The sequence below is a fragment of the Psychrobacillus sp. FSL K6-1464 genome, from assembly GCF_038003145.1.
Taxonomy (GTDB): domain Bacteria; phylum Bacillota; class Bacilli; order Bacillales_A; family Planococcaceae; genus Psychrobacillus; species Psychrobacillus psychrotolerans.
The window spans coordinates 970,778-996,511 of the sequence record NZ_JBBOOP010000001.1 but is presented as its reverse complement, the minus strand read 5'-3'; the positions used below and the strand labels follow the sequence as shown (position 1 = coordinate 996,511).

The following is a 25,734-nucleotide window of genomic DNA, read 5'->3' as shown; positions in this document are numbered from 1 at the left end:
TCCAATTCCCTTGTCCGCAGTACACTTTTATAAAAAACAAAACCACCAATCACTCTGGTGGTTTCTCGATTTTATGAAATTCTTGAAGGATATGTGATTGGAGTTCACCAGGAGAATCAGTATTGTTTTTTTGTAGATTTGCAATGACAACTGACGCACCTACAAAAACAAGCATTAGAACAATGACTAATATTAGCAATGTTATTCCCACCTAAAGCTCCCCCTCTCTTATTCTCTCAAAATAGCACAATATCAATAAAATGAAAAGAAGCTTTCACTAAGTGAAAGCTTCCCAAAACCTATGCTAAAAAGTTGATACCCATTGGTAATTTGAACCCAAGGAAAAGTGCGATCAAGAAGAAAACAAATACTAACACTAAGAAAGTTGTGTACGGTTTCCCTTTTGCCTTTTTCACTAAAGTCATTTCCATCATTCCAATTACTAATATGCCTGCTAGGAACTTAAATCCGTAAAGCATTCCTTCACCAAAGTCCATGCCCTTGATGAACAAAGCAACCCCAGAAATGATGATTAGGATGTAGAACAAACGTAAAATCATATGAACTACTTTAGGTTTAGCAATCGCTAATGCTACAAAAAATAGGATTAGTGCGACTACCCAAGTGGTAATGTGTAAATCTGTTCTTGCTAGAAAATCCATTTTTTCCACCTCAATATACTTGTAGTTTACTACTATCCTATTTAGTGTACCATGTTACTCGAATTTGTTCACTAATGTACCTATTCCTTCAATAGATATTTTTACTACATCTCCTGATTTTAAGTAACGTGGTGGATTAAATCCCTTGCCGACCCCAGCCGGTGTTCCAGTTAATATAACATCACCTGGCTCGAGGGTAACAGACTTAGAAATCTCGGCAATAATTTGTTCCACTGAAAACACCATATCGGAAGTTTTACCATTTTGACGAATCTCATCATTTACCTTAGTCACAACAACTAGCTCCTGTGGATTTGGTAACTCATCCTTCGTTACTACATAAGGCCCCATAGGACATGACCCTTCAAGACTTTTCCCTAAGAAATATTGCTGATGCTTCGTTTGTAGATCACGCGCAGTTAAGTCATTGGCAATTGTGTAACCGAATATATAATCATAAGCTAATTTTTCTGGAATATTTTTTCCTTGTTTACCGATTACAATAGCTAACTCGCCTTCGTAGTCGAAGGAATTTGTAATATCTGCGTGTAATGATAGAGTTTGCTCATCTGCTGCAATGGAAGTGGGAGATTTCGTAAATACAACAAATTGACTTGCCGTTCCACCCATTTCTTTTGCATGATCTGCATAGTTTTTACCAATTGCCATAATATTTTTTGGTGTTCTTGGAATTGGTGAAAGCCACTCTATTTCTGTAAAGGAACGTTTGAAGTTATTTGGCTGTTCAGCCTTTGTTGCCGCTTCTACTAATTTACGGATTTGTTCGAGAAAATCCATCCCTAAACCTACTCCATCTATAATAGTAGTGGGAAATTTGGGTAATACTTGGAGCGTCTCCTGAATGTGTAATACATCCCATACTGCCTCTTCTTTTTTTACTTTTGGTCCGAAGTAAATTTTGTCGTTTAAACGGTATGATAACAGTTTCATTTGATGGACACTCCCTTAAAAGTTTTAATCTATCTCTTAGTCTATTACAAATTAACTTCATTTTCATCTATTTTCGACTAATTATTCGAATAAGTCAGTTTTCTCCATAACATTTCTACCGGACCTTGCTTAAATTTCGTAAACCAAATCTCTGCAAAGACTACTTGAAAAGCATAAATCCCTATAGCCATCCACGTTCCTGTGCTTAAATCGATTTTCCCGTATAATCCGAATCCATAAGCATAAAAAATAGTAGTCGCAATAATAGATTGCATTAAATAGGTCGTCATCGACATTCTACCAACCTTCGAAATTGGTGAAAGTATTTTTGCTGCGAAAGGAATCGAGCAAACTAATGCAATTATACCTGCGTAGGCTATTGCTTGAAGTGGTCCTCCAAAAGTATCTTGGATACCCATAGTAAATAAGTTTGCTTCTAGTAAATATGGAAGCCATTTAATAACTGTACCGACTATTAACATTACTAACACTGTAATCATCCAATATACTTTTAATTCTCTTACTCTTTCGATAAGCTTCCATTTTGCTGCTGCTGCACCTAGTAGTAGGAAGGGGACGATAGTAAATAGCATCGAAATGACGATGAGTCCATTTCCACTCATATATAACCAGTCTGCTAATCGTTGAGAGAAAATATCGCCCCATGATCCTTGGCCATATGCAACAATAGAAGCTTCAATTTCCTGAATGCCAGTATAAATAATCGTGGCATTTGGCTCTAATAAAGATCCTAAATATACTAAACCATAAAGTAATCCATTTGGTATTAAGAATAAGAAAATACTAATGAGTAGTAACCAAATTGGCTTTAATCTAATCATCAGTATTAATACAAATCCTGCTAGGGCATAAGTTATCAAAATATCACCGGCCCAAATAAGAAACGCATGAATACATCCGATTATTAACAATATAGTCAATCGTCGAACGGCAAATTTGGCAAATGGACCGCCGTTAGCCGTAGACTTCAGAAATTGCATAGCCAAACCGTAACCAAATAACATGGAAAACAGTGGATATACACTTCCTTGTACAAAAATGTCAATCATTTTAAACGTTTCAAAATCACTTGGATTTTGAAACCAAGTATACGGATTTATATAAATATATGGAGAGTGGAAAAATAGCATATTAACGACAAATATGCCGAGTAGAGCAAAACCTCTCATGACATCTATCGAAATAATTCGTTCATTGACTCCTGTTGGTTTAATAGCCAAGCTTTTTCCCCCTAAAATGACACTGTTCTATTTACGTCAAATAAGTATAGTACTTTTTCTTTTATCTCTACTTGTAATATCGCCTCAATTGCCTGTGTATAAAGAGACAATTGCAGCTGATAACGTTGTTGCATCTCTTTTTGTAATATGGAGTCGTCCTTAACTAAATGCTTTACTTTATCTGTTTTATAGTCCAATAAAACCCAACGACCATCCTCTTCCAAAAACAAGCAATCTACGACCCCTTGGATAATCTGTTTATCTCCATCTGCGTCCTCTAATGCATACGTAAAAGGAAATTCTCGCATAATTTCTTTCGCATTTCGTAGACGTTCTGCCATTTCTGACTGGAAGAAGGAAACCATTTGCTTAGGTTTTATAGCAGCTCGTTCAGCTTTAGTTAAAATTTCACGTTCTTCCAGCCTTTCTGCAAATAGGAGAACCTGCTCTTCATTTTTTTGTTCCTGAAGATCGACATTTTGCATAAATGCATGGACCGCAGTACCTGCTTCTGCACCTGTCAAAGCTGTTTCCTGCTGCAGGAAGAAAGGACGCTTTGCAACTTTTTTTAGATTAGTTGGACCAGACATTTTAAAATAGTCATCGTCCGATTGTTCCATTAGCTGCTGAATTTTCTTCATCTCACTAACTGTTTGCTTTGAACGTTTATGAGTAGAAATTTCATGGACATATGGTGTATCGAAACGGTCCTTAATATCCTGCGAATAAACACTTTTTGATGGATCTATTAGCTGCTCAAGTAAAACAGCCTCTTTTTCTTCCTCTTGTACAGTGCGCTTTAAATCATCTACACATTTAGCAACAATCTTCCATTTTGATTCGCTATCTACGAGATTTGCTTCATTTACTTCCGATAGCTGCCTGAAATTTGTATGTCTTGCTAAAGCTGGACCAATCCAGTCTAAATACCCTTTCGCTTTCGCACGCATATAACCCGGTAACATTTCTTCACTCAAAACATTTTGGGCATCAACCCATTTTTCTAACGTTTTTGCTAAATCTTTTATAGACCCAATGAGGAATAATTGTTCTTTCGCACGTGTCATTGCTACATATAAAACTCGCATTTCCTCTGCTTTCAATTCCATTTGCTTTTGTTCCTTCATAGACAAAAATGGCAATGAAGTGTAAGAAATTCGCTTGTCAGGATCAATTGCTTTTACTGCAAGTCCAAAAGATTGGTCAAATAAATAAGCTTCATTAAAATCCATTTGGTTAAAGGGCCTTCCCATTCCCGCTAAGAACACAACTGGAAATTCCAATCCTTTAGAAGAATGAATAGTCATTAAACGAACAACATTTTCCTTTTCTCCTATAGAACGTGCAGCCCCTAAGTCATCCCCTCGTTTACGCATACGATCGATGAAACGTAAAAAGCGGAACAGCCCACGAAAAGAAGTTTTCTCATAATCGATTGCACGGTCGTGTAGAATACGAAGGTTTGCTTGTCTTTGCTTACCATTTGGCATCGCACCTACTATTTCGTAGTAATGCGTATCTAGGTAAATCTGCCATATTAAATCGGCAAGTGAGCCTCTCCTACTTAAATCGCGCCAATCTTCATATTGAAGTAAAAATCTTTGCAGCTTCTCAGCAGTATCAGATGATAGTCCAGCTCCTCCGGTAGACACAAAGGTTTTCATCGCATCGTAGAAAGGCTCTTTTGGAGCAGATAATCGGATAAGTGCAAGCTCAGATTCTGTTAGACCAACAAACGGCGACCTAAGAACAGATGCAAGTGATATATCTTGATATGGATTATCTATTGTACGCAACGTATGTAGCATGATCAGCACTTCAATTGCTTCAAAATATCCTTTCGAAAGCTCTGCATATAGTGGAATACCCGCTTCTTTAAATTGCTCTGTAACCTCTCCTGACCATGTCATCGACCGCATTAATATGACCATATCGCTATACCGGACGGGTCGATGAGTTTTTGTCCATGGATCGTAGACAGTTGCTTCGGATTGAATCAGTTCGTCTATTTTTGAAATAATATATCGTGCTTCAGCTTGTGACTTTTTAAGTTCTTCTTCTGCCATTACTTCGATTGTTTCTTCGTCATCTTCAGTTGGTTCTGCACTACCGTCCTCCACTTCATATAACAGTGCCAGTTCAACAGGAGTTTCGATTTCTTCATACGGTGCTCCAGGTTTTAACGAAGCTGCTTCATCGTATTGAATTTCCCCAACTTGTTCACCCATAATTTGACTGAAAATATAGTTCGTTGCATGCAATACTTCTTTTCTACTGCGGAAATTGGCATTTAAATCGATTTTGATACCTGAATCGATTGGAAGATCGTTAAATGCGAGATATTTCCCTAAAAATAGCATTGGCTCCGCTAAACGGAAACGATAAATGGATTGCTTTACATCCCCTACCATGAACATATTACCAGTATTTTCATCTCCACTTTTAACAAATTGTAAAATGGTTTCTTGTAGTAAATTTGTATCCTGATATTCATCCACAAGCACTTCTTTAAAACGAGCTTTATATTCCTTCGCTATTTCGGAAGGAATGAGTTCACCATTTTCCCCCTGCTCCGATAGAATATCTAATGCGTAATGTTCCAAGTCTGAAAAGTCGACTAGACCTTTTTCATTTTTAGCTGTGGTATAACGTTCCCCATATGCTATAGTCAATTCCACTAGTTTTTGCAGCTGTGGGGCCATTAAACGCATTTCCTCTAACAATCTTTCAGGTGTTCGAGTGAAATAATTATCCTTTAAGTCATTGATGATTTTCTTCACTTTCGTACGTTTGTTAGTCGCTTGGTTTTTCAACCCTTCATCGCAAGAGTCTTTTTTTATCGCTGCCGCTCTTCCCCATTTAATGCCCTGGAAATAATGAAAAACACTTTGCCAAGAGCTATTTTTCATCAAGTCTACTGCCTCTTGAATCATTTGCTGGTCGATTACCGCAGTATCTGCAAGAGGTGCTGGCCCATTTGGTTCGTTTGCAAGTCGACGAATCTCTTCAGTTACGGCGATTGCCTCTTCTAAATGATGTATGATCGCAAGTTTCAATGAACCGATAAAGGATAACTCATCTATAGTCATGTCTTCCGAAAGATTATATGCTTCGGGTATTGCCAGTAACCATTTCTCTGGCTCCGGATGAACGCGTGAATAAGAATAGAGCTTTTCAATCATCACTTCGATGGATTGATCATCACGATCGGATGTGAAACTGTCCGATAATCGATACATAGGCTCTGGATTGTCGACATGATAAGCTTCTTCTAGCACTTCTGCTAACATATCGTCACGCATAATTGCAGCTTCTGTTTCATTTGCAATACGGAATCCTGGGTCTATCGTAAGCATATAAGCGTATTGTCGAACAATATTTAAACAAAATGAATGCAATGTAGAAATTTGTGCTTTGTTTAATAGACTTAGTTGCTTTCGTAAGTGATTCGATGTTGGATCATTTGCAATAGCCTTTTCAAGGGCCTCTCCCATACGATGACGCATTTCTGCTGCCGAAGCATTAGTAAAAGTAACAACCAGTAACTCATCGACATTGATCGGCTGTTCTTTTGCAATGACTTTTTGTATGAGTCGGTCGATGAGAACAGCAGTTTTTCCCGAGCCTGCAGCAGCGGATACAAGTACATCAGCACCTGTTGCCCAGATAGCCTTCCATTGTGCAGGTGTCCATGTTAACTCTGCTGGCATATTAGGAATGTTCATGTGGACTCATCTCCTCACGTATTTTTTCAGCTATTATTTCAGGCTGCTCCACTTTCAATGCACGTACTTGTTGTGCGGGATCCGCGGGATCAAATTGGCAAACACTACGGAACGAGCAATAATTACATGGCATTTTATCTTTTATTCGATAGGGTAATACTCGAGTATCGCCAGCATTCATCCCGTTTCCGGCTTGTTCATGCTTTTTACGAACAAAGGACTGTAGTAATCTCATTTGCTCCGGTTCTACTACTTTGGACGATGATTTCGATAAGTTTCCGTCTTTGTTCATGCGTACGGGAATAACCTTTGAAAATCCTGAGATTTGGTCGTCCATTTCCATAATTACTTCTGGATCATCAAGTAGAAGGCCATTCATTTTATATGATTTATAAATAGCATCCTCAAGTTCTTCCTCTTCCATTTCTTTTTGTGATTGGATAAATGGATTATGCATATGCACATATAAAACTCCTGCTGGATCAGCATCTTCATGTAGCCACACATCTGCATTTTCAACAGCGACATCTAAATAAGTTAACATTTGAAGAGAAATACCATGGTATACCTCATTCAAATCAATCCCTTTTTTAGAAGATTTATAATCGACAATTCGAACAAACATATTGCCGTTAATATTAGCTGCATCTACACGGTCAATTCGGCCGCGCAATTGCATTTTCCGATTACGCTTCAATGGAATTTCTAAAGCTGGTAATACCTCTCCAGGACCAAACCCTGCTTCTATAGCTATCGGGACAAAGCCCGAGCCTTTAGAATGTCTACTTAAAGCGATTAACGTATTAGCAACGATTTGTTCCAATTTTCGTTGAATGTATCGATAGCGGTTTGTACTTAATAACAATTGGTGGACAAAAACAGGCACAATATAATCGACCGCTTGTCTAGCAAGCTGGTGGCATTGCGGGCGGGTTAAATCAGACCATTGTATATCTATACGCTTCGTTTCATCCGCAATCCATTTTAACGCCGCATGGAATAAGTCTCCCATTTGTGGCGCTTCTAATCTATACTCCGCACGCTCTTCTAGCTTTAGACCATAGGATGCGTAATGTGCAAACGGACAACTATAGTATTTCTCTACCCGAGACACACTAGAAATCATTGTTTCTCCGTATAAAGCAGCAGTCATTTCTTCATTTAATCTTTCGGTTTTATTGCCATGGATTAATGGCTTTGTAATTCTCTTCAATAATTTGGACCAATATGGATCCTCTAAATAATATTGATAAACGGACTGCCACACTTCAGTTAACTTACCTGTTGCTAGTGCTCCTCGAAGTTGCATAACCACATAAGGTAATGTAGGGCGTGGATGACTAATGGAAGTTAAGTCTAATTCATCCGAGAGCATATCACTTGGATCCACAACAGCTATTTCAACCGGTAAGTCGCTTACCATCTGATGAAGTTTTTTTATATACAAGGAAGGCAACAATGCTTTCCCTTCGTTATCTGCCATCGGATACGATACATATAAGAAATGGGATGCTGTTACGAGTGCTTTGTATATTAAATAGTTTTCATCCATTAAACGCATTTTCGATGTAGGTGCTAGTTCAAAGCCAATTTGCGTGAACCATTCACGCTCAGTATCTGTTAGCAACCCTTCATGGTCCATCCGTTTTGGATATGCTCCATCGTTAACACCTACTACAAATGCTGCTTTAATATTTGTGAGCCGAATAATATCTACATTTCCAACTATTACTTGATCAATCGTCGGCGGAATACCCGAAAAAGTAAGTTGGTCGTAACCCTCGTCTAAAATTTTCGCTACTTCCTCCAAGGACATTTCCTTTTCACCAAACATCAAGACAAATTGGTCTATTACATTTACCCATTCGTTCCACACTTGTTCATGTTCGGAAGCTAGAAGCAATTGGCCATTTTCTTCTTCCGCTTGCTTTAAGCTTTGTAACTTTTCATATACGTTAAGTGCCTCTATAAATGTATAAATAGCTATTGCAAAATCCTTACCAGTTCTACTTTGTTTCAGCTGATCGGAAAGAAGTTTTATTGGTTCGACGATTAAATCTCTCATTGTATGAATATCAGCTTGAATACTCTTCTCTTCATCTGTTTGGACTTTGGAATAAAACTCTAAGCCTCGATATTTTTTATAAACCCAGCGTCTCTCATCTAGCCATCTATCTCCATAAATTCCGAATGCCAACACAAAATTTTCTAAACGATCAGCACGCTCTCTCCAAGTTTTTTTAGAAGCATCTAATGGGAAAAACAAATCCGTCTTCACTGCACGAAAAACTGGTTCATACTTCCAGTCTGTTCGGATTATCTCAAGAATAGTTCGACTAAGTTCAATGAGCGGGTGATGTAACATCGGTTTCTTTTTACTTATGAAAAACGGTATATCATACTGTGGAAAAATAGTCTCGATTAAACCTTCGTATGTATCAGCATCTCTATGCAAAATAGCCATTTCGTTAAACCGAATACTTTTTTGTTGCATGAGCTCACGTATGTGTCTTGCTATAGCATGCATCTCCGCACGACGATTGGCTGCTTCCGTTATGTGAATATTTCCTTCTGATTTTGCTTGCAAAGGAGGAAGCTGATCAAGATTTGCCTCTATATGAGCAATTTCTGGTGACCTAAATCGTTTCTGTTCAGATTGATGTACAGTCTCTTCAATTTCTACCTTTTCCATCTGCGCTATTTCTAATAATCTTGCACATGTATTGGCAGGCTGATAAAAAAGAGATTGTTCGTCTACTGCATCCTGTAATGATTCCATAGGAAGGGCAACGGTAATACGTTTTACTTGTTTCATTAATTGCTCGATAATCTCTAATTCTCTCGGCGTAAATGAAGTAAACCCATCTATATATAAATCTGTATTTGCAAGGAGGCTAGAGTCTTTTATTTTATTCGCTAATAAGGTTAAGTATCCTTCTCCGTCAATGTAGCTAACGCCTAATTTTTGCTCAACCTTTTCAAGCATCAGCATGATATCAGAGGATTTATCAATAAGTGTTTTGGGTGCATTTACATTTTCTAAATTGTTTAGGGCATTTGCCATTGTGGAATAATCCATACAGTATCTACTAAACTCTTTTAGTAGCACTTCAATTTGATCGGTGAATCCTCTTTTGGTTGCTGCTCGTTTAAATAGTGTAAATTCGTCTTTGTGGTTTTCAAGTAGGCTACGAATGAGCATTCGGTAACCGAAGCCACTTATTTCTTCTTTAGCTATTCCTCCTGTTTCTTGGAGAACGCGCCATGCTAGTCGTTTAAATGTCGTTACTTGTGCTCTTATTAGCCCAGGTAGTCCAGATTCGGCTGCAAGGTCATATTCACTGGAAAAGGACATCTGGTCAGGTACTATGTAGAATATTGGGTCTCCTATAGGAGCTTTTTGTAGAGCTGTGATTATTTCTTCGTGGATAAAAGTTGTTTTTCCAGAGCCTGATCGGCCACTGACTATTCGTAGCGACATTGGGTTTTCAATCTCCTTTCTAGTGAGTTAATATCTTATAATGAAATCTCAACCTTTTTACTGGTTACTTGCACTGCTATTCGTTACTTGCTCTCGGTGCTCATTTACCTCTCAGGACGGATAAATAATCCTGGATGAAGGAGCTTTAACGACTTCCTGAAGGTTCATATGTAGCGTAAAGCAACATATCCTTCTAGGAACAATCTATTAATTTGCTTAGTATGCTGAATATAATTTTTGTGAATGTTAGAGTTATCCAATATTTTGTGGAATATTAAAAAACCGAATAATCTCCTATCTCTATTGTACAAAACATACTACAGAGAGGGAAATTATTCGGAATAAAATTGGGATGTAGCTTGTGATATTGGCCAGTAGCGTGCTTTTACCGTACCAACAATTTCTTCAGTATCTACAAAATAGAAATATCGACTATCCATACTAGAAATACGATTATCGCCTAGAACAAATAACTTTCCAGACGGAACCCTTTGACTTCCTGTTAGTTCCTCTAATTCAAAATCACCTGTAAAGTTCTCATTTGGATTATTGAACGCACTATAAGACTGCAAATAAGGTTCTTTTATTCTTTTATTGTTTATAAACAACTCATCATTCTCATAGGTAATCGTATCACCTGGCAGACCAATTACACGTTTTACATAATCTTCTTGCTGATCACCATGGAAGATCACAATATCCATGCGTTTAACTTCTGTCATTTTACTAACTATTACCTTATCTTTATCGTTTAATGTGGGCATCATTGACTGACCCACTACTTCATAATTTGTCACGAGGAATACTTTGACAAGTGTCACGATTAAAATACCTATTACAAGTGCTGCCAACCATTCCCATATTTCTTTTTTCACATTATTCAAGACTTTCTCCTCTTTTGTTTTTTCGTTCGCTGCTGATCAATCTAAAATCAGCCTCTACTTTTTTATTTAATCTCTTTTCAATTGCCTTACCTACAAACCATAGTATAGCAATTACCAAAATAACAATAGCGGTTCTAATTGGTTGAGTGATTAATGCTTTGATGTCAGATCCAATAAAACTAACAACGAAAATCATAATGAGTTTACCTAATGCCAGTGTCCAGAAATATGTGTTTTTCTTCATATCTGAAAGACCTGCAACAATATTAACTAGAGCAGAAGGTGTAAATGGAAAACAAACGAGTAAAAAGAGTGGTCCAAATCCATTTCGCTCTACCCATTTTATTAATTTTTGAATTTTAATATGTCTTGTAATAAAACCTAATGCGCGAGCTCGTCCATATTTTCGGATGACTAGGAATACTGCATAGGAACCAGCTACAGACCCTATCCAGGATATTAAAAATCCAAACAATAATCCATAGGCATTGACGTTTGCTACTATGAAAACGACTAAAGGTAAAAATGGAAGAAAGGCTTCCAAAAAAGGTAATAAGATACCAATTAGCGGTCCAAGTGCTCGATAATCATGTGTTAAGTTAGTTAAAGTTTCTAATGAAAACCATTCCGGCATTTGGCTCTCCTCCAAATATGTATATTTATACTATTCCCATTTTTGCTGTACATAAAACTCTCTAATTATAGTATAATTTGATGATTATGCATTTAGGTGGTGAACATTTTGTGAATAAAAATTCGTTTTTATCGGGTTTGAAAGCTGGAGTCAGTATAGCGATCGGTTACTTTCCAGTTGCACTGACATTTGGCTTGCTAGCAAAGACGACCGGACTATCTATTTGGGAAGCAACCGCGATGAGTATTTTTGTTTATGCAGGAGCAGCTCAATATATGTCCCTCACACTTATTTCAAAAGGGGTTGACCCTATTTTAATCGTTTTAAATACATTTGTCGTTAATATTCGTCACTTCTTAATGACGGCTGCACTTAATGAAAAGATGCAAAGTGAAAAAAGATGGGTCAAAGGGATTTATGCTTTTGGTATTACAGATGAGAGTTTCTCAGTATTAGCTACACAAAAAGAAAGTAAAATAGCTACTCCCTTTGCTTTTGGCGTAGCTGTAATTGCATATAGCAGCTGGGTTATATTTACCGCAGTTGGACATGTCATTGGTGCAAATCTCCCGGCATTTTTACAAGCAGCAATGTCCATTGCTTTGAATGCGATGTTTGTTGGATTGCTTGTTCCATCCATGCGTGGAAATCGTAAAGTGGTAATGCTTGCGCTTGTAGCTGCAGTAATTAACGGTTTCTTTTATTGGACCGGGCTATTATCAACTGGTTGGTCCATCTTAGTTGCTACATTGGTATCTTCTATTTTAATTGAAGTCATTTATGCAAAAAGAGGGAAAAACTTACCGAAAGGGGCGTAACAAAATGGGGATGTGGTATTGGTGGACTTTGCTTGGGATGGCACTGGTGACATATATTCCAAGGACATTTCCTCTTACCTTTTTAGAAGGGAAAGAATTGCCTCCAGTCGTATCGGGCGTATTGCGTAATATTCCTTATGCAGTATTAGGAGCTTTAATATTCCCGGCTATTTTATATGTCCAACAAGACAATCTTTTATTTGGCTTAATAGGAGCAGCCGTAGCGTTTAGTTTAGCTTTTCTATTTTCAAATGTAATGATTGTAGTTCTTGGAACAATTGGAGTTTTAGCTGTATATAGCTTATTATTTTAATCCGTTTGTTTGTACATAGTTTTTAGAACAAAAAATCCGCTCTCTTTACAGAGGCGGATTTTCTTTATTATTACTAGTTTTCATATTGGTACTATACCAAAATCCTAATGTAAGGGATGCAGCGTCAATCACATAAATCCACCATCTATGTGTATAGCCTGCGTAGACCGATGCTGCGAATAATGCTACGGTTAATACTAGCGCAACATAATGATTGAAAGTGATACGTGTAAATAACACGACCATTAATCCCGGAGCAAAAATAGCCAATATTATTTGAGTTGTGATTGATAGTGATTCCATAGCTTCTCCTATCTAACTAAGATTAGACCTAGTCGATAATGATCATGTCTAAATAGTATGTGCTGACGAAGACGTAATTCTCCGTTTGAATCCAGCACTTCTAGGCGACAATGAGCAGCATTTATTTGAACTGCTTCATATAATTCCTGTTCGTTTTCAACTTTCTGTCCGTTCACTTTAACAATACGTTCTCCTATTAAAAGACCCATTTTCTCGGCAGGAGATCCAGAAAGCACACCTGCAATCATAACACCATTCGATTGTGGCGATACAGCATAGTTCCCTGTTTTTTCTTGTTGGTATTTTATAATAGTTATTAGCAATCTCGCGATGACACCTATTAGTATAGCAATTGCACTTACTAATGGCTCAAAATAACCGATCGCTGCAATTATTGTAATAACAATTCCTAGTTGCCAAACAATTTTACCGTACCCAGCAAAAAAATGAATCGGTAGAGAATGTTGAGATTTTTGTTGGAAACCAATTACAAATGGAAATACAACGAAAGAAAAAGCAGTTTCTCCTAATGTAAACTGTGGCCAATAAGGTAAATACGTAGGAATAACATCCCCCGGGATCACCAGTAGTATAGGTAATAACCATAATTTTTTCACATGATATACAATCGCTTCGATACCTCTATGAGTAGTAACCAGTTTTGGTGAAGCTTGAGCTGACCCATGCTTTTGAATAAGGACGCCCTCTACAATGAGTAACAATCCAGCAATTATAGCAACTGGCACAATTCCTGCCTGAAGAATATCTAGCCCCGAAACAGTCCAAGTAAATACGTCTAAACTCCAGTTAAATGTATACATAGCGTAGGCAGTTGCCGTACCTAATGCAATTGTATAAATAGCAGAACCAAACTGATACGTAAACAATAGTATAAATAATAGCATCCACATGCTATATATCAATAGCCATGAATTAGGAATAACTAATCCGATAGCTACGCTAATAACTGATAAAATAAGTGCCCAAATGATACCATCTAGCAAGAACCCTTTTGCCTCGGTCCATCCCCATAGTAGCCTCGTGCGAAATTGTCTTCTTTCTCTTTTAACGCGAACGTATCCGATCAATATCGAGAAGAGAAGCGTAACATATACTGCTGGATGAAGGAAAAAACGTCCAATTCCTTTAACCAATTCGATTAATACTTCTTGCACCATACGCATCCCCTCACTTACAACTATACTTCCTATTATTGTAACAAACGTAGAGGGCTTTGCGTATAGGATTTTCGTATATACTTTGTTATTTGATATCGTGAAGTAAATAACTTACTCCCATTTGGAACTGTTTATCGTTTTCTCTACTAGTTTTATAATCTAGAATAGTTTTTGATAATGACTGAAATAATACATCATCGATCTCGTTATACTCGTCTAGGCTTCTCTCTTGTCGATACTTTTCAATAGCATCCTGTGTATCTTCATCAAAATATCCATCCTGACGACTGATATTATAACCAAGTGCCCCTAACACTTGTTGAACATACTTTACTTCCTCCCCGAAGTCTCCCACATGAAAATTCCCTTGATAGTATTTTATATCCATCATATATAATTCATCTGGCTCGACCTGTAAATCTGCTTGAATTCCTTTGTGATGGATCCACTCTTGTTTCGGAGTAAGCCATTTATGAGTGGAGATTTTAAGCTTTCCTCCATTTTGAAGTGGGTGTGTTTCTTGCACTGTCCCCTTACCAAAACTTTTTTCGCCAACAATCATTGCACGCTTATTATCCTTTAAAGCCCCAGCTAATACTTCACTTGCTGAAGCACTACCCCCATTTTGTAGCAACACCACCGGGAGCTTGTTTAAATACTGATTATCTTTTGCTTCAGTATTTAGCATTTCCAAAACGCCTTTGGCATCTTGCATATAAGCAAAAGTGGAACCATTCGGTAGTAAAGTACCGATTATTGTCGAAACACTATATAAATAGCCACCTGGATTTCCTCGAACATCAATTACAAGTCCATCTATTCCTCGTTCTACCAGAGCTTTCGTTTGTTTCTCCCATTCTTCTCCAGTCTTCTCTCCGAATAATGAAATATTGACAATGCCTAGAGAATAATCATCTACTTCATAAACATCACTGGAAACCGTATGCATCGCAATCGTGTCCCGTTTCATATGTAATTCGACATGGCGATTCTCACTAGACCGATATACAGTCATTTTGATACTAGTACCTTTTTTACCGCTTAATAACTGCATTAACTGAGTCATTGACTTTCCTTCTACTCTTTCTTCATTTACTCGAACGATTTCATCCTGAGGCTTTAAGCCAGCTTTAAAAGCAGGTGAATCTTTTAAAGGTGCTACTACGACAAACTTTCCTGCCGAAAGCATAATCTCCGCTCCAATTCCAACCCTTTCCTCTGCTAGTGATGCTTCTTGATTCGCTGCTTCTTCCATAGTTAAATACGTACTATGCGGATCCTCTAATGCCTCAGCCATACCACGAATGGCTCCTTCAACGAGCAGACTGTCATTTTTGGAGAATACTGCTTCTTTTTTGATTAATTGAAACGCTTCATCAATGACTTGACTATTGCTTACATCTTTTTGTTCTGTAGCTGATGGTTTCATCAACCACATATACCCGATACCTAAAACAACAACGACTAGCAATCCATAAAGAAAAAATCGACTTTTGCGCAAGTTCAACCTCCTACTTTTCCACTAATATATGTGTGAAAAGAGGAGTTTAATACTTGCCCCAAAAATCGATTCTTATTTTAAATTACTTATATAGTCTGCTAACATTTGCTCATCCATTGGACCAACAATCTTATTTTGGATGGTCCCTGTCGTATCGATCATATACGTCGTTGGTATTGTAATCGCTTGATAGGTTTCTCCAACTATTCCATCTTCATCTAAAAGTATAGGAAAGCCAAGTGCATAATCATCTTGGAAGGCTTTCACTTTATCGATTCCAACATCGCTACTTGTCAAATTGACAGCTAAAATTTCTACATTTTCTTTCTCTGCCATATCTTCGTAATAGTTTTGCATATGTGGCATTTCTGCTTTACATGGTCCACACCAAGTTGCCCACAAATTTAAAACTATTTTCTTCCCTTTATAATCTGCGAGCGTAACTTCCTCGCCAGCTAATGTCGTGAGTGTAAAGTTAGGTGCCACATTCCCTTGACCTAAACCTTCGTTGGCAGGATTGTTTGCCAAATCTGTGCCCAACTGCTCCCCTGCAAATGCCTCTTGTTCATCGATATTACCTCTAACAAACGATATTGTGGCTATTGCTATTAGAGCAGCAATAACTACTAGCGCAATTATTTTCTTTTTCATATAATACCTCCTACTTGGTACATATATTTCTCTGCCCTTATTATATGTTATCCGTTGCCTAAAATACGAATTAAAAGAGTTGCAATTGTGACTATGTAGTGAAAAGTAAGCTTATGAAATATTTTCTAAACGGATGTGCGCTGGCCGCACGCTACGCATGAGCCTTCCAGGATGATCGCTTTCAGCTCCTTCATGTCTCATTCTTCGGACTCATGCGGCTTGGAAGGCGCACATCCTAAGTACCACTGATCATACTAAATTGTTCTTATGCTAATAAAATGTTCTCTAAACGGATGGGCGCTGGCCGCACGCTACGCATGAGCCTTCTAGGATGATCGCTTTCAGCTCCTTCATCCTTTAGGAAGTCTCATTCTTCGCGCTCATGCGGCTTGAAAGGCGCACATCCTAAGTACCACTGATGATACTAAATTGAATATCTATAGTTATGAAGTGTTCATTATTAAGATATCAGACGCTAATAAATTACAGACCCAGAGCGAGTAACTCATTCTTATGCTAATAAAATGTTCTCTAAACGGATCGGCGCTAGCCGCACGCTACGCATGAGCCTTCCAGGATGGTCGCTTTTAGCTCCTTCATCCTTTAGGAAGTCTCATTCTTCGCGCTCATGCGGCTTGGAAGGCGCACCTCCTAAGCACCACTGATGATACTGATTCTAATTTCTATAGATCTGAATCATTTTCTCTTAACTAACCTTTTCCAATTCATCGTTTTTATACTACTAAGTCAATCCAATTTCAAAGTTAATACCTACTCACTTATTGATTGAAGTGCAGTGCGGCGACTCCAGCGGCAACAGCGTGTCCAGGTGAGACTCTGCAAGAGGCTCACGGACCGCCCGCGGAAAGCGTCCGCACGGAACGTAAATCACAGTAGTAACTGCCTTTTGTTACTTACTACTATCGGTTATTTCCTGAATAATCTAGCTAGTGTTTTTTCCTTATATTAAAATTTCCAATTCATCGTTTTTATACTACTAAATCAATTGAATTTTAAAGTTAACACCTACTCACTTATTAATTGAAGTGCAGTGCGGCGACTCCTGCGGCAACAGCGTGTCCAGGTGAGACTCTGCAAGAGGCTCACGGACCGCCCGCGGTAAGCGTCCGCACGGAACGTAAATCACAGTAGTAACTGCCTTTTGTTACTTACTACAATCGGTTATTTGCTGAATAATCTAGCTAGGGTTTTTTCCTCCTATATTAAAATTTCCATTTCATCGTTTTTATACTACTAAAATCGATCCAATTTCAAAGTTAACACTACTCACTTATTGATTGAAGTGCAGTGCGGCGACTCCTGCGGCAACACCGTGTCCAGGTGAGACTCTGCAAGAGGCTCACGGACCGCACGGAACGGAAATCACAGTAGTCCCTTTCCATAAGCTATCTTGAATTTTATTTATGAAATCTACAATAAAAAAACGCTTCTCCACGAATGGAAAAGCGTTGGTTACTATTATAATGAAATATATCTCAGTGGGTTAACAGAGTTTTTGGCCATACCTTCCCAGTTTCCAATATGAATCTCAAAATGTAAATGAGGTCCAGTAGAATTACCGGTAGTACCTATCGCTCCAATAATCTGACCTTTTGATACAACTTGTCCAACACCAACTTTAATACTACTTAAATGCGCATATAAAGAAGTAAATGTCTGGCCATCAATAGAATGTGTCACCATGATTACATTCCCGTATGTGCTCAGTGGAGAAGCGTAAGAAATAACTCCATCAGCAGCAGATAGTACTGGTGTACCTGTACTGTTCGCAATATCAATACCGTAGTGAGTTTTTATTCCTCCTGAAATTGGGTGTGTTCTACTACCATATCCAGAAGTGTATCGACCTGATGCTGGTTTTGTCCATGCCCCAGCAGAGACATTTGGAATGGCTATTGAAGAACCACCACCGCCACCGCCACTTGCTGCTTGCTGACGTTGTCTTTCTGCTGCTTCTTTACGTTTCTTTTCTTCAGCTGCTTTTCTTGCAACTTCTGCTAATCTTTTTTGTTCAGAAACGATTTTATTTTGTGTTTCTTGACTTAAGTTTAGAATTTCGTCATATTCCGTTTCTAAACCTTCTTTTTCTTCATGTAATTTTGCTTGTTCTACCTCTAGTTGGTCTACTAAATTACCTTTAGAAGCTTTTTGTCCATCCAGGGAGGCCTTTAAACTTAAAAGTTCATTTTTGCTATCTTCTTGCTGTTGCAATTTTTTATTTAAACTTGCCTGTTGTTCTTCTAATTGTTTTTTATCATTTGCTTGCTCTTCTAAGATAGTACGATCTGCATCCATCAGTGTGTTGACAGCAGAAAAACGGTCGATAAAATCGATGAAACTATTTGCCCCTAATAAAACATCTAGGTAACTTACAGATCCTCCGCTTACTTGAACAGCACGAATACGTTCTTTTAGTAGTTGATCGCGTTCTTCAATTTTTCTTTCAAGCTCTTTAATAGAAGCTTGTAACTTTTCAATTTCAGTAGTTGTTAATTTTATTTGGTTTAATACTTCCGAAATCTGTGATTCTGTATTAATAATCTTAGTGTCTAACTCTTTAATTTGAGCCATAATTTGATCTATTTTCGATACATTTTGATCGATCTTACCTTCTGTATGTTTGATAGTTGAGTCAATATTATTTTTCTTTTGCTCTAATTGTTTTTGTTCCTGTTTCAAATCATCTAGAGTATTCGCTAAAGCGCTAGGAGTCGTTATTAAAAGCGCCCCAGTAGTAGCTATAGCCATAATTCTTAGCATCCATTTAGACTGTTTTCTCAAAACCTATCTTGCTCCCTTCAATTTACCAATTATACCCGTAAAAATTTACGAACCGACATGAAACTTCCCCAGATACCAATAAGTACACCCATTAATAATATTAATGCGTTTACTTGATAAATAAATGGCGAGAATTCGAGCAGTTTAAATAAGTTTCCTGATTCTAATTTTGGCTCTAACAATTTATAGATATTAGAGTAGAGTACTGTAACTAATGTTATAGGAATGATAGCTCCTAAAATCCCTAGCCACATACCTTCTAAGATGAATGGAATACGAATAAACCAATTCGTTGCTCCTACTAGTTTCATAATTTCGATATCTCTTCTTCTTGCAACAATTGTGATACGAATGGTGTTAGATATTAGGAACATTGCTGTAAATAGTAATGCCAAGATTAGCACTAATCCAACATTTCTCCCTGTGTTCAAGAAGGAGAATAGTTTTTCTATTTTACCTTCCCCATACTTAACTTCAAACGTATTATCGAGACGATCTAATTTTGCTGCCACTTTTTCTGTTTCCTGAGGATTGGTAGCTTTAGCATAAAACACATCATGTAGTGGATTCTGTTGTTCAAATAATCGTAAATCTTCTCCAAAATCAACTACTAATTTACTTAATTCTTCTCCTTTTGGAGAATATGTAACTTCTTCAATTCCAGTTGTGTCTTTAATATCTTGTTCTAGCTTTGTAATAGCTGCTTCATCTGCTGTTAATTCGACATAGACCTTAATCTCTACGTCTTTCTCCAAGTCATCTGCTACTTTGTTCAAGTTCATCATAATCATGACGAAAACGCCGACAAGTAATAATGTAACTGTTACCGCACTAACCGAAGCAAATGTCATCCATCCGTTACGACTGATGCTCTTTAAACTTTCTCTAAAGTGTCTTGCTAATGTTCTACCCTTCATAACCGTATTCTCCTCCGTATTCGTCTCGAGTGATTAATCCACCCTCAACTGCAATAACACGGTGTCTAATAGTATTAACAATTTCTCTATTATGAGTTGCCATAATAATTGTTGTTCCTCGAGCATTAATTTCTTTAAATATATTCATAATTTCCCATGAGGTTTCTGGGTCTAAGTTTCCTGTAGGTTCATCTGCTATAACAAGTTTGGGTCTATTGACGATGGATCTTGCAATTGACACACGTTGTTGTTCTCCACCTGAAAGCTCCGTTGGGAACATTCTTGCTTTGCCTTTCAACCCTACCAGTTCTAATACATCCATAACTTTTTGTCGTATCACTTTTGGTGTTTCTTCTATAACTTCTAATGCAAACGCCACATTTTCATAAACACTCAAACGTGGTAATAATTTAAAATCTTGGAACACTACACCGATTTGGCGTCTTAAAAGTGGAACTTTACTATTTTTTAGAGTAGCTAAATTGATACCATTTATTAAAATATCTCCTGAGGTTGGGCGTTCTTCTCGATACATCATTTTGATGAATGTCGTTTTTCCTGCTCCACTTGGTCCAACTACATAGACAAAGTCACCTTGTTCAATCTTTACATCAATACCGTTTGCGGCAACAATACCATTTGGGTATTTCTTGTAGACATTTATCATTTCTATCATTAATAAACCACCTATTTAGATTCGTCATAAAATGCAACACGCCTATTATAACATTAGATACGCTATTATTTGTTACAATTAGATTTCATTTTATAGGTAATTATAGGGGGAATTGTCTAAAGTCGAATCTACGTTTTATCCTAACTAGTAAATTTAACTTACATACCTTGTACCCACTACCCCATATTCTACATTATGTGAGAAGATTCCTTCTTTTATTTCAATAAAAAAATCAGCTACTCAAAGAGCAGCTGATTTCGTTTGTTAATTTTCAAAGATTATTTCTTAGCAGCTAACCACTCTGCTACTGCAGTTGCGTCATCTCCAGAAATAATACCTCCTGGCATTGCGCCTCTACCGTTTTCAATTACATTTAAAATTTCATCTTGTGATAGGCGTGAACCTACATTGTTAAGGGCCGGGAAGTTACCTTGTCCCTCTAAGTTTTGACCATGACAGCTAATACATTTTGCGCTAACAATTTTTTCTGCGTCAACTGAAGCTGTTTCAGTAGTTGTAGTTCCAGAGTCTGTTGATGTATCTTTATCAGCTTTATCATCTCCGCCACCACATGCAGCAAGTACTAATCCTGCTCCAAATATTAAAGCTAAGAGTTTCTTATTCATGTTATTACCTCCCTAAGTTAAATTTAATCTGCATACTCATTATACCTTACTTATGATCTTTTGAAACCTTCTCCCAGTACTTCATAGGCATCCGAAACTATGACAAAAGCAGCAGGGTCAATAGTTTTAATGATATGTTTCAACTTTGTGAACTCTGTCTGATAAGCCACGACCATTAAAATTGGTCTTTCCACATTCGTATACCCACCATGAGCTGGAAGTTTCGTTACACCGCGATCAATCTCGGTATATATAGCATCTCTAATTTCATCCTGTTTATTCGTAATAATATAAATCATTTTTGATTGACTAAAACCTAGTTGCACGAGATCAATCGTTTTAGTGGTAACAAATAATGCTATTAACGCATAAAGGGCCCTTTCAATATCAAAAACAAAAGCTGCACTAAGTACGATCAATCCATCTATTAACAGCACACTTGTCCCAAGAGAGAATCCCGTATACTTCGTAATAATTTGTGCCGCTAAATCTGTTCCGCCTGTAGATGCTCCACCTCTAAAAACGATACCCAAACCTAAACCAACACTAATTCCACCAAACAATGCGCCAAGTAATGGATTCATCGTCCATGGTTCCCAGGCAGCAGTCAATAGTACAACTGCTGGTAGCACTAATGTACCGACAAACGATTTAATACCAAATTTTGCGCCTAAAAATATAAGTCCTGCTATAAACAATGGAATATTAAATGCATATTGCACAAGTCCAGGCGCCCAACCAAAGACTCCTTTTAAGATTGTACTAATTCCGCTAACTCCACCAGAAGCTACCTGGTTCGGTAACAAAAAAACGTTGAATGCGATCGCAATAATAGCTGCACCAATGATTACATAAACATAATCCTTGGAATTTTTAATAATGGGGTGTGGTTCTTTATATTGTCTACGATTAATATTAGTTTCCATTTCATTCCTCTTTCATCCACATTCTTTGTTTGCCTGCACTAGTATAACAAGTGAAAAGTAATTTGTGAACTTCAACAAGATAGCGTGTTGACAAGGTGAAGTGAAGTGGATGAAAAGGAGAGCTGTGGATTGTCTTATATAGATGTTATCTCTCCAAAACAGTGAGTTATACATACACAACTGTTTCAAGTTCATGGATAAGTAATTAAAAATAAAAATATAAAGTTGATTTCTGCTCTGGGCGGACGCTTTCCGCGGGTATGGCTTCAATTTCCTCGGGCCAACAGGATGTTGGTCACGAAGGCGTTGCCACACGAAGTGGCGTTCTTAGCCTTAGTTCCTCTTAAGCGTTCCTGCGGGGCTTTCAACTCATGCTATTCCGCTGGAGTCGCCTCCCTCCGCAACAATACACAAAGTACACCATATTTGTATTTTTATTAAAATAAGTAACTATTAAATTGACTGCCTTCGGACAATATGCCGTATAAATCACTAACTAACATTCTAGGCAAATATGTTAGTTACTATAAGCTTACCTTTTATCGTGTTTAGATAAGCTCATTTCAAATTAATAGTTAATGACTACTCACTTACTGATTGGAATGCAGGGTGGCGACTCCTACGTATAAGCGAGAAAGTCGATACCCCGCCGAAAGCGTCCACCTGAAATGGAAATCAGTATCCTTGAACTACAATGTTCACTCTATATTTTTATATACTTTGTATTTAAAAAGAGCATGTCCTAAGACACACTCTTTAAGTCTATTTTGTATTAATGCTTTGGGCTTCTTTATATGTTTCATCGATATAGTTGGCAATTGCCTGCTGATCTTCTGTTATTTGCACAAGTGTTGCATTGAATTCTTCTACAGTCGCGGTACTTTCTTCAATAATAGCCGCAAATTCACTCGTACTAATATTAATGGATTCTGTATTATTGGAGATAATATCTACATCCTTTAAGAACTTAGCTAACTCGTTTTGCAGTTTCTTCATTGTTTCATGAAGTTTATTAAATGATTTATTTGATTTATCGGCTGTTGAAACTTGTGCATAAATTTGATTTACTCCATTTTCTAACTTTTTAAGAGCTTCTTGATTGTATTTGTTTAATTGGTTTAAATTATCATCTATTTTTTCTAGAGACTGATCAGTGACACCAGCAAGTTTTCGGATTTCTTCTGCCACAACGGCAAACCCTTTTCCGAGTTCTCCAGCTCTTGCGGCTTCTATAGATGCATTCAAGGCTAGAAGATTAGTTTGTGCTGTTATTTGACGAATATCACTCGCAAAATTATTTGTTTCATTAATTTTTTCGGAAAGACCGTTAAATGTTTTATTGAGTTCCACAAAAAATACGGTGAATTCATCAATTTCATTTTTCATCTTTTCCATCATTATAGAACCGTCCGAAGCATTCTGTTCTGCAAATTCAGCTTGTTTGACGATTTCATGTAAATGTCCAGCCATTTCTTTTACTGAATCAGAAGTGGCCTCAGTAGATTTTACAATATCCACTACATGATCTGCTTGTTTTTGAGAACCAATACTAACTTCCCCTACAGCAATAAGCATTTCTGCCTGTGCATTGTTTGTATTAAATGTATTCGTACGAATTTGCTCCAAATTAGATGTAATGACAGACACTGCAGTTTCCAGTTTTTGATGTAGAAATGTTTCTTCATCAGATTTAACTTTAGCATCTTCTAAAAGTTTTTCAACTTTCGTGAATAGATTCTTACTTTGCCTTACTTGTAAGAAGATACCTAGTGCCATTATGAACTGGATGAAGAAAATATTCACAGTTCGTCCTTCAAATATACCTGAATCATCCCACATTACATTTAATATCATTGCGAACACACATAAAATGTAACCGTATACAAAAATACTCTGCTTTGAATGTAAACTGCTTAGAATTAGAATGAAAAGGGCTAAAACGATTGTAGCGATGCTTACTTCATTGAAATAACTCATGCTGACGGCTGTAATAGTCCCCGCTAGTATGACAAAATAAGGGAATATACGTGCGAAATATATCGACTTTCGAGCGATAATAAACATAATTATGGATATGACAAATGGAATTCCAATTGAAATAATGACAACTACTGCCTGTTGAATAATAATTTGAACAAGTAATCCTAAACCTGCTGCTAATGCATAAGCTAAAAATAAAATGACGTTTTTTCTCTGTAAGTCTTCATTTTTCAACTCATTAATATTCATTACTCTTTCCCCTGTCCTTTATATTCTGAAAATTAAAAAACCGATGCTATATAATTATAACATCGGTTTCTAAAACGTCTATTAGTTTATTTTCGAACGTAGATAAGCGTGAATAAACGGATCAATTTCACCGTCTACAACGGCATGAACATTACCGCTTTCTTCATTTGTACGGTGGTCTTTTACCATGGAGTATGGGTGGAATACGTACGAACGTATTTGACTTCCCCATCCGATTTCTTTTTGTTCCCCACGGATTTCTAATAACTGTGCTTCTTGTTCTTCGATCTTCAATTGATATAATTTTGATTTTAATAATTTCATCGCATGCTCACGATTTTTTATCTGCGAACGCTCTGACTGACAAGTAACAACCGTATTTGTTGGTAAATGCGTAATACGAACTGCTGAGTCAGTTGTATTAATATGCTGTCCACCAGCGCCAGTTGCACGATAAGTATCAACTTTCAAATCTTCTGTCCGAATATCAATTTCAATTTCATCTGTAAACTCCGGCATTACTTCGCAGGATACAAATGAAGTATGACGGCGCCCTGATGAGTCGAAAGGTGAAATACGTACAAGACGATGAACGCCTTTCTCCGCCTTTAGATAGCCATATGCATTATGTCCTTTAATGAGTAGAGTTACCGATTTAATACCAGCTTCATCTCCAGGCAAATAATCAATCGTTTCTACTTTAAAGCCGCGTTTATCTGCCCATCGTTGGTACATACGAAGCAATATAGAACCCCAATCTTGAGACTCTGTACCACCCGCACCTGGATGCAATTCTAAAATTGCATTATGCTTGTCGTATTCTTCACTAAGTAACATTTGTAATTCAAAGTCACTCAGCTTGTTTGTAAACTCATTGAGTTCTTTCCCAAGATCTTCTTGCAACTCTTCATCTGGCATTTCTTTGATCAATTCCAAAGTCATTTCCAAATCTTCTTGCGTAGATTCAAGAGAACGATATTCTTCTACTATTGTTTTTAGAGCATTAGTTTCATTTATTACTTTTTGAGCTCCTTGTGCATCATCCCAAAAATCAGGAAATGTCATTAGCTCCTCTAATTCTTGAATACGAACCTCTTTGTTTTCTAAGTCAAAGAGACCCCCTAAAGTCTTTTAACTTTCCTGAAGTTCTATCTAGTTCATTACGTACTGTTGCAATTTCTATCATTTGTATTCCTCCGACTTTCTGGTGTCTAGT

The 25,734-nt window shown here is 37.4% G+C and carries 21 protein-coding genes; 2 read left to right on the top strand and 19 right to left on the bottom strand.

Annotated features, from left to right (window positions below; all coding sequences use genetic code 11):
• Window positions 1-49: 49 nt before the first annotated feature.
• The 8 genes from MKX39_RS04710 to MKX39_RS04675 form a co-directional block, all read right to left on the bottom strand.
• Window positions 50-211 (bottom strand): hypothetical protein, encoded by a 162-nt coding sequence (locus MKX39_RS04710; protein ID WP_175496271.1) that lies wholly within the window; start codon window positions 209-211, stop codon window positions 50-52.
• Window positions 212-299: 88 nt separating this feature from the next.
• Entirely contained in the window at window positions 300-662 is a 363-nt protein-coding gene (locus MKX39_RS04705; RefSeq protein WP_093537330.1) for a YisL family protein, read from the bottom strand.
• Between the two features lie 54 nt (window positions 663-716).
• Window positions 717-1,613, bottom strand: a complete 897-nt coding sequence (locus tag MKX39_RS04700; RefSeq protein ID WP_340768586.1) for a fumarylacetoacetate hydrolase family protein — start codon at window positions 1,611-1,613, stop codon at window positions 717-719.
• A gap of 77 nt (window positions 1,614-1,690) precedes the next feature.
• Window positions 1,691-2,854 (bottom strand): DUF418 domain-containing protein, encoded by a 1,164-nt coding sequence (locus tag MKX39_RS04695; RefSeq protein ID WP_340768584.1) that lies wholly within the window; start codon window positions 2,852-2,854, stop codon window positions 1,691-1,693.
• Window positions 2,855-2,865: 11 nt separating this feature from the next.
• Window positions 2,866-6,579: a helicase-exonuclease AddAB subunit AddA gene (gene addA / locus MKX39_RS04690; protein WP_340768582.1), complete on the bottom strand. Its 3,714-nt coding sequence runs from the start codon at window positions 6,577-6,579 to the stop codon at window positions 2,866-2,868.
• A complete protein-coding gene (addB, locus tag MKX39_RS04685; protein WP_340768580.1) occupies window positions 6,566-10,060 on the bottom strand; it encodes a helicase-exonuclease AddAB subunit AddB in 3,495 nt (1,164 codons plus the stop codon). Before addB ends, addA begins: the two co-directional genes overlap by 14 nt.
• Before the next feature lie 332 nt (window positions 10,061-10,392).
• Window positions 10,393-10,935: a signal peptidase I gene (gene lepB / locus MKX39_RS04680; protein WP_340771339.1), complete on the bottom strand. Its 543-nt coding sequence runs from the start codon at window positions 10,933-10,935 to the stop codon at window positions 10,393-10,395.
• A gap of 1 nt (window position 10,936) precedes the next feature.
• Window positions 10,937-11,578: a TVP38/TMEM64 family protein gene (locus MKX39_RS04675; RefSeq protein ID WP_093537324.1), complete on the bottom strand. Its 642-nt coding sequence runs from the start codon at window positions 11,576-11,578 to the stop codon at window positions 10,937-10,939.
• Between the two features lie 110 nt (window positions 11,579-11,688).
• Here MKX39_RS04675 and MKX39_RS04670 point away from each other — a divergent pair, with 110 nt between their 5' ends.
• The gene (locus MKX39_RS04670) at window positions 11,689-12,396 is read left to right on the top strand and encodes an AzlC family ABC transporter permease (protein ID WP_340768579.1); all 708 of its coding nucleotides are present in this window, start codon (window positions 11,689-11,691) and stop codon (window positions 12,394-12,396) included.
• Between the two features lie 4 nt (window positions 12,397-12,400).
• Entirely contained in the window at window positions 12,401-12,709 is a 309-nt protein-coding gene (locus tag MKX39_RS04665) for an AzlD domain-containing protein (protein WP_340768578.1), read from the top strand.
• A 45-nt stretch (window positions 12,710-12,754) separates the two neighbouring features.
• On the opposite strand, the gene MKX39_RS04660 is transcribed toward MKX39_RS04665, so the two are convergent.
• The 11 genes from MKX39_RS04660 to prfB form a co-directional block, all read right to left on the bottom strand.
• Window positions 12,755-13,012 carry a CsbA family protein gene (locus MKX39_RS04660; protein ID WP_093537322.1) on the bottom strand — a complete coding sequence of 86 codons (258 nt, stop codon included), beginning with the start codon at window positions 13,010-13,012 and terminating at the stop codon, window positions 12,755-12,757.
• An 8-nt stretch (window positions 13,013-13,020) separates the two neighbouring features.
• Entirely contained in the window at window positions 13,021-14,190 is a 1,170-nt protein-coding gene (locus MKX39_RS04655) for a PDZ domain-containing protein (RefSeq protein ID WP_093537321.1), read from the bottom strand.
• Between the two features lie 85 nt (window positions 14,191-14,275).
• A complete protein-coding gene (locus MKX39_RS04650) occupies window positions 14,276-15,691 on the bottom strand; it encodes a S41 family peptidase (RefSeq protein ID WP_340768575.1) in 1,416 nt (471 codons plus the stop codon).
• A 72-nt stretch (window positions 15,692-15,763) separates the two neighbouring features.
• On the bottom strand, window positions 15,764-16,342 hold the full coding sequence (locus MKX39_RS04645) for a peroxiredoxin family protein (RefSeq protein ID WP_340768573.1): 579 nt from the start codon (window positions 16,340-16,342) through the stop codon (window positions 15,764-15,766).
• Window positions 16,343-17,821: 1,479 nt separating this feature from the next.
• The gene (locus MKX39_RS04640) at window positions 17,822-19,144 is read right to left on the bottom strand and encodes a murein hydrolase activator EnvC family protein (RefSeq protein ID WP_340768571.1); all 1,323 of its coding nucleotides are present in this window, start codon (window positions 19,142-19,144) and stop codon (window positions 17,822-17,824) included.
• Window positions 19,145-19,173: 29 nt separating this feature from the next.
• Window positions 19,174-20,061, bottom strand: coding sequence for a permease-like cell division protein FtsX (gene ftsX / locus MKX39_RS04635; protein WP_093537317.1), 888 nt, complete (start codon window positions 20,059-20,061; stop codon window positions 19,174-19,176).
• Entirely contained in the window at window positions 20,051-20,737 is a 687-nt protein-coding gene (gene ftsE / locus MKX39_RS04630; RefSeq protein ID WP_093537316.1) for a cell division ATP-binding protein FtsE, read from the bottom strand. The genes ftsX and ftsE overlap by 11 nt, the downstream gene beginning before the upstream one ends.
• 278 nt (window positions 20,738-21,015) lie before the next feature.
• A complete protein-coding gene (cccB, locus tag MKX39_RS04625; RefSeq protein ID WP_093537315.1) occupies window positions 21,016-21,363 on the bottom strand; it encodes a cytochrome c551 in 348 nt (115 codons plus the stop codon).
• Between the two features lie 50 nt (window positions 21,364-21,413).
• Window positions 21,414-22,289 (bottom strand): YitT family protein, encoded by an 876-nt coding sequence (locus MKX39_RS04620; RefSeq protein ID WP_340768570.1) that lies wholly within the window; start codon window positions 22,287-22,289, stop codon window positions 21,414-21,416.
• A 762-nt stretch (window positions 22,290-23,051) separates the two neighbouring features.
• Window positions 23,052-24,518 carry a methyl-accepting chemotaxis protein gene (locus MKX39_RS04615; protein WP_340768568.1) on the bottom strand — a complete coding sequence of 489 codons (1,467 nt, stop codon included), beginning with the start codon at window positions 24,516-24,518 and terminating at the stop codon, window positions 23,052-23,054.
• Between the two features lie 81 nt (window positions 24,519-24,599).
• A protein-coding gene (gene prfB / locus MKX39_RS04610; RefSeq protein WP_407691709.1) for a peptide chain release factor 2 occupies window positions 24,600-25,704 on the bottom strand; the annotation gives its coding sequence in 2 pieces (ribosomal slippage) (window positions 24,600-25,637 and window positions 25,639-25,704; 1,104 coding nt in all).
• Window positions 25,705-25,734: the final 30 nt, after the last annotated feature.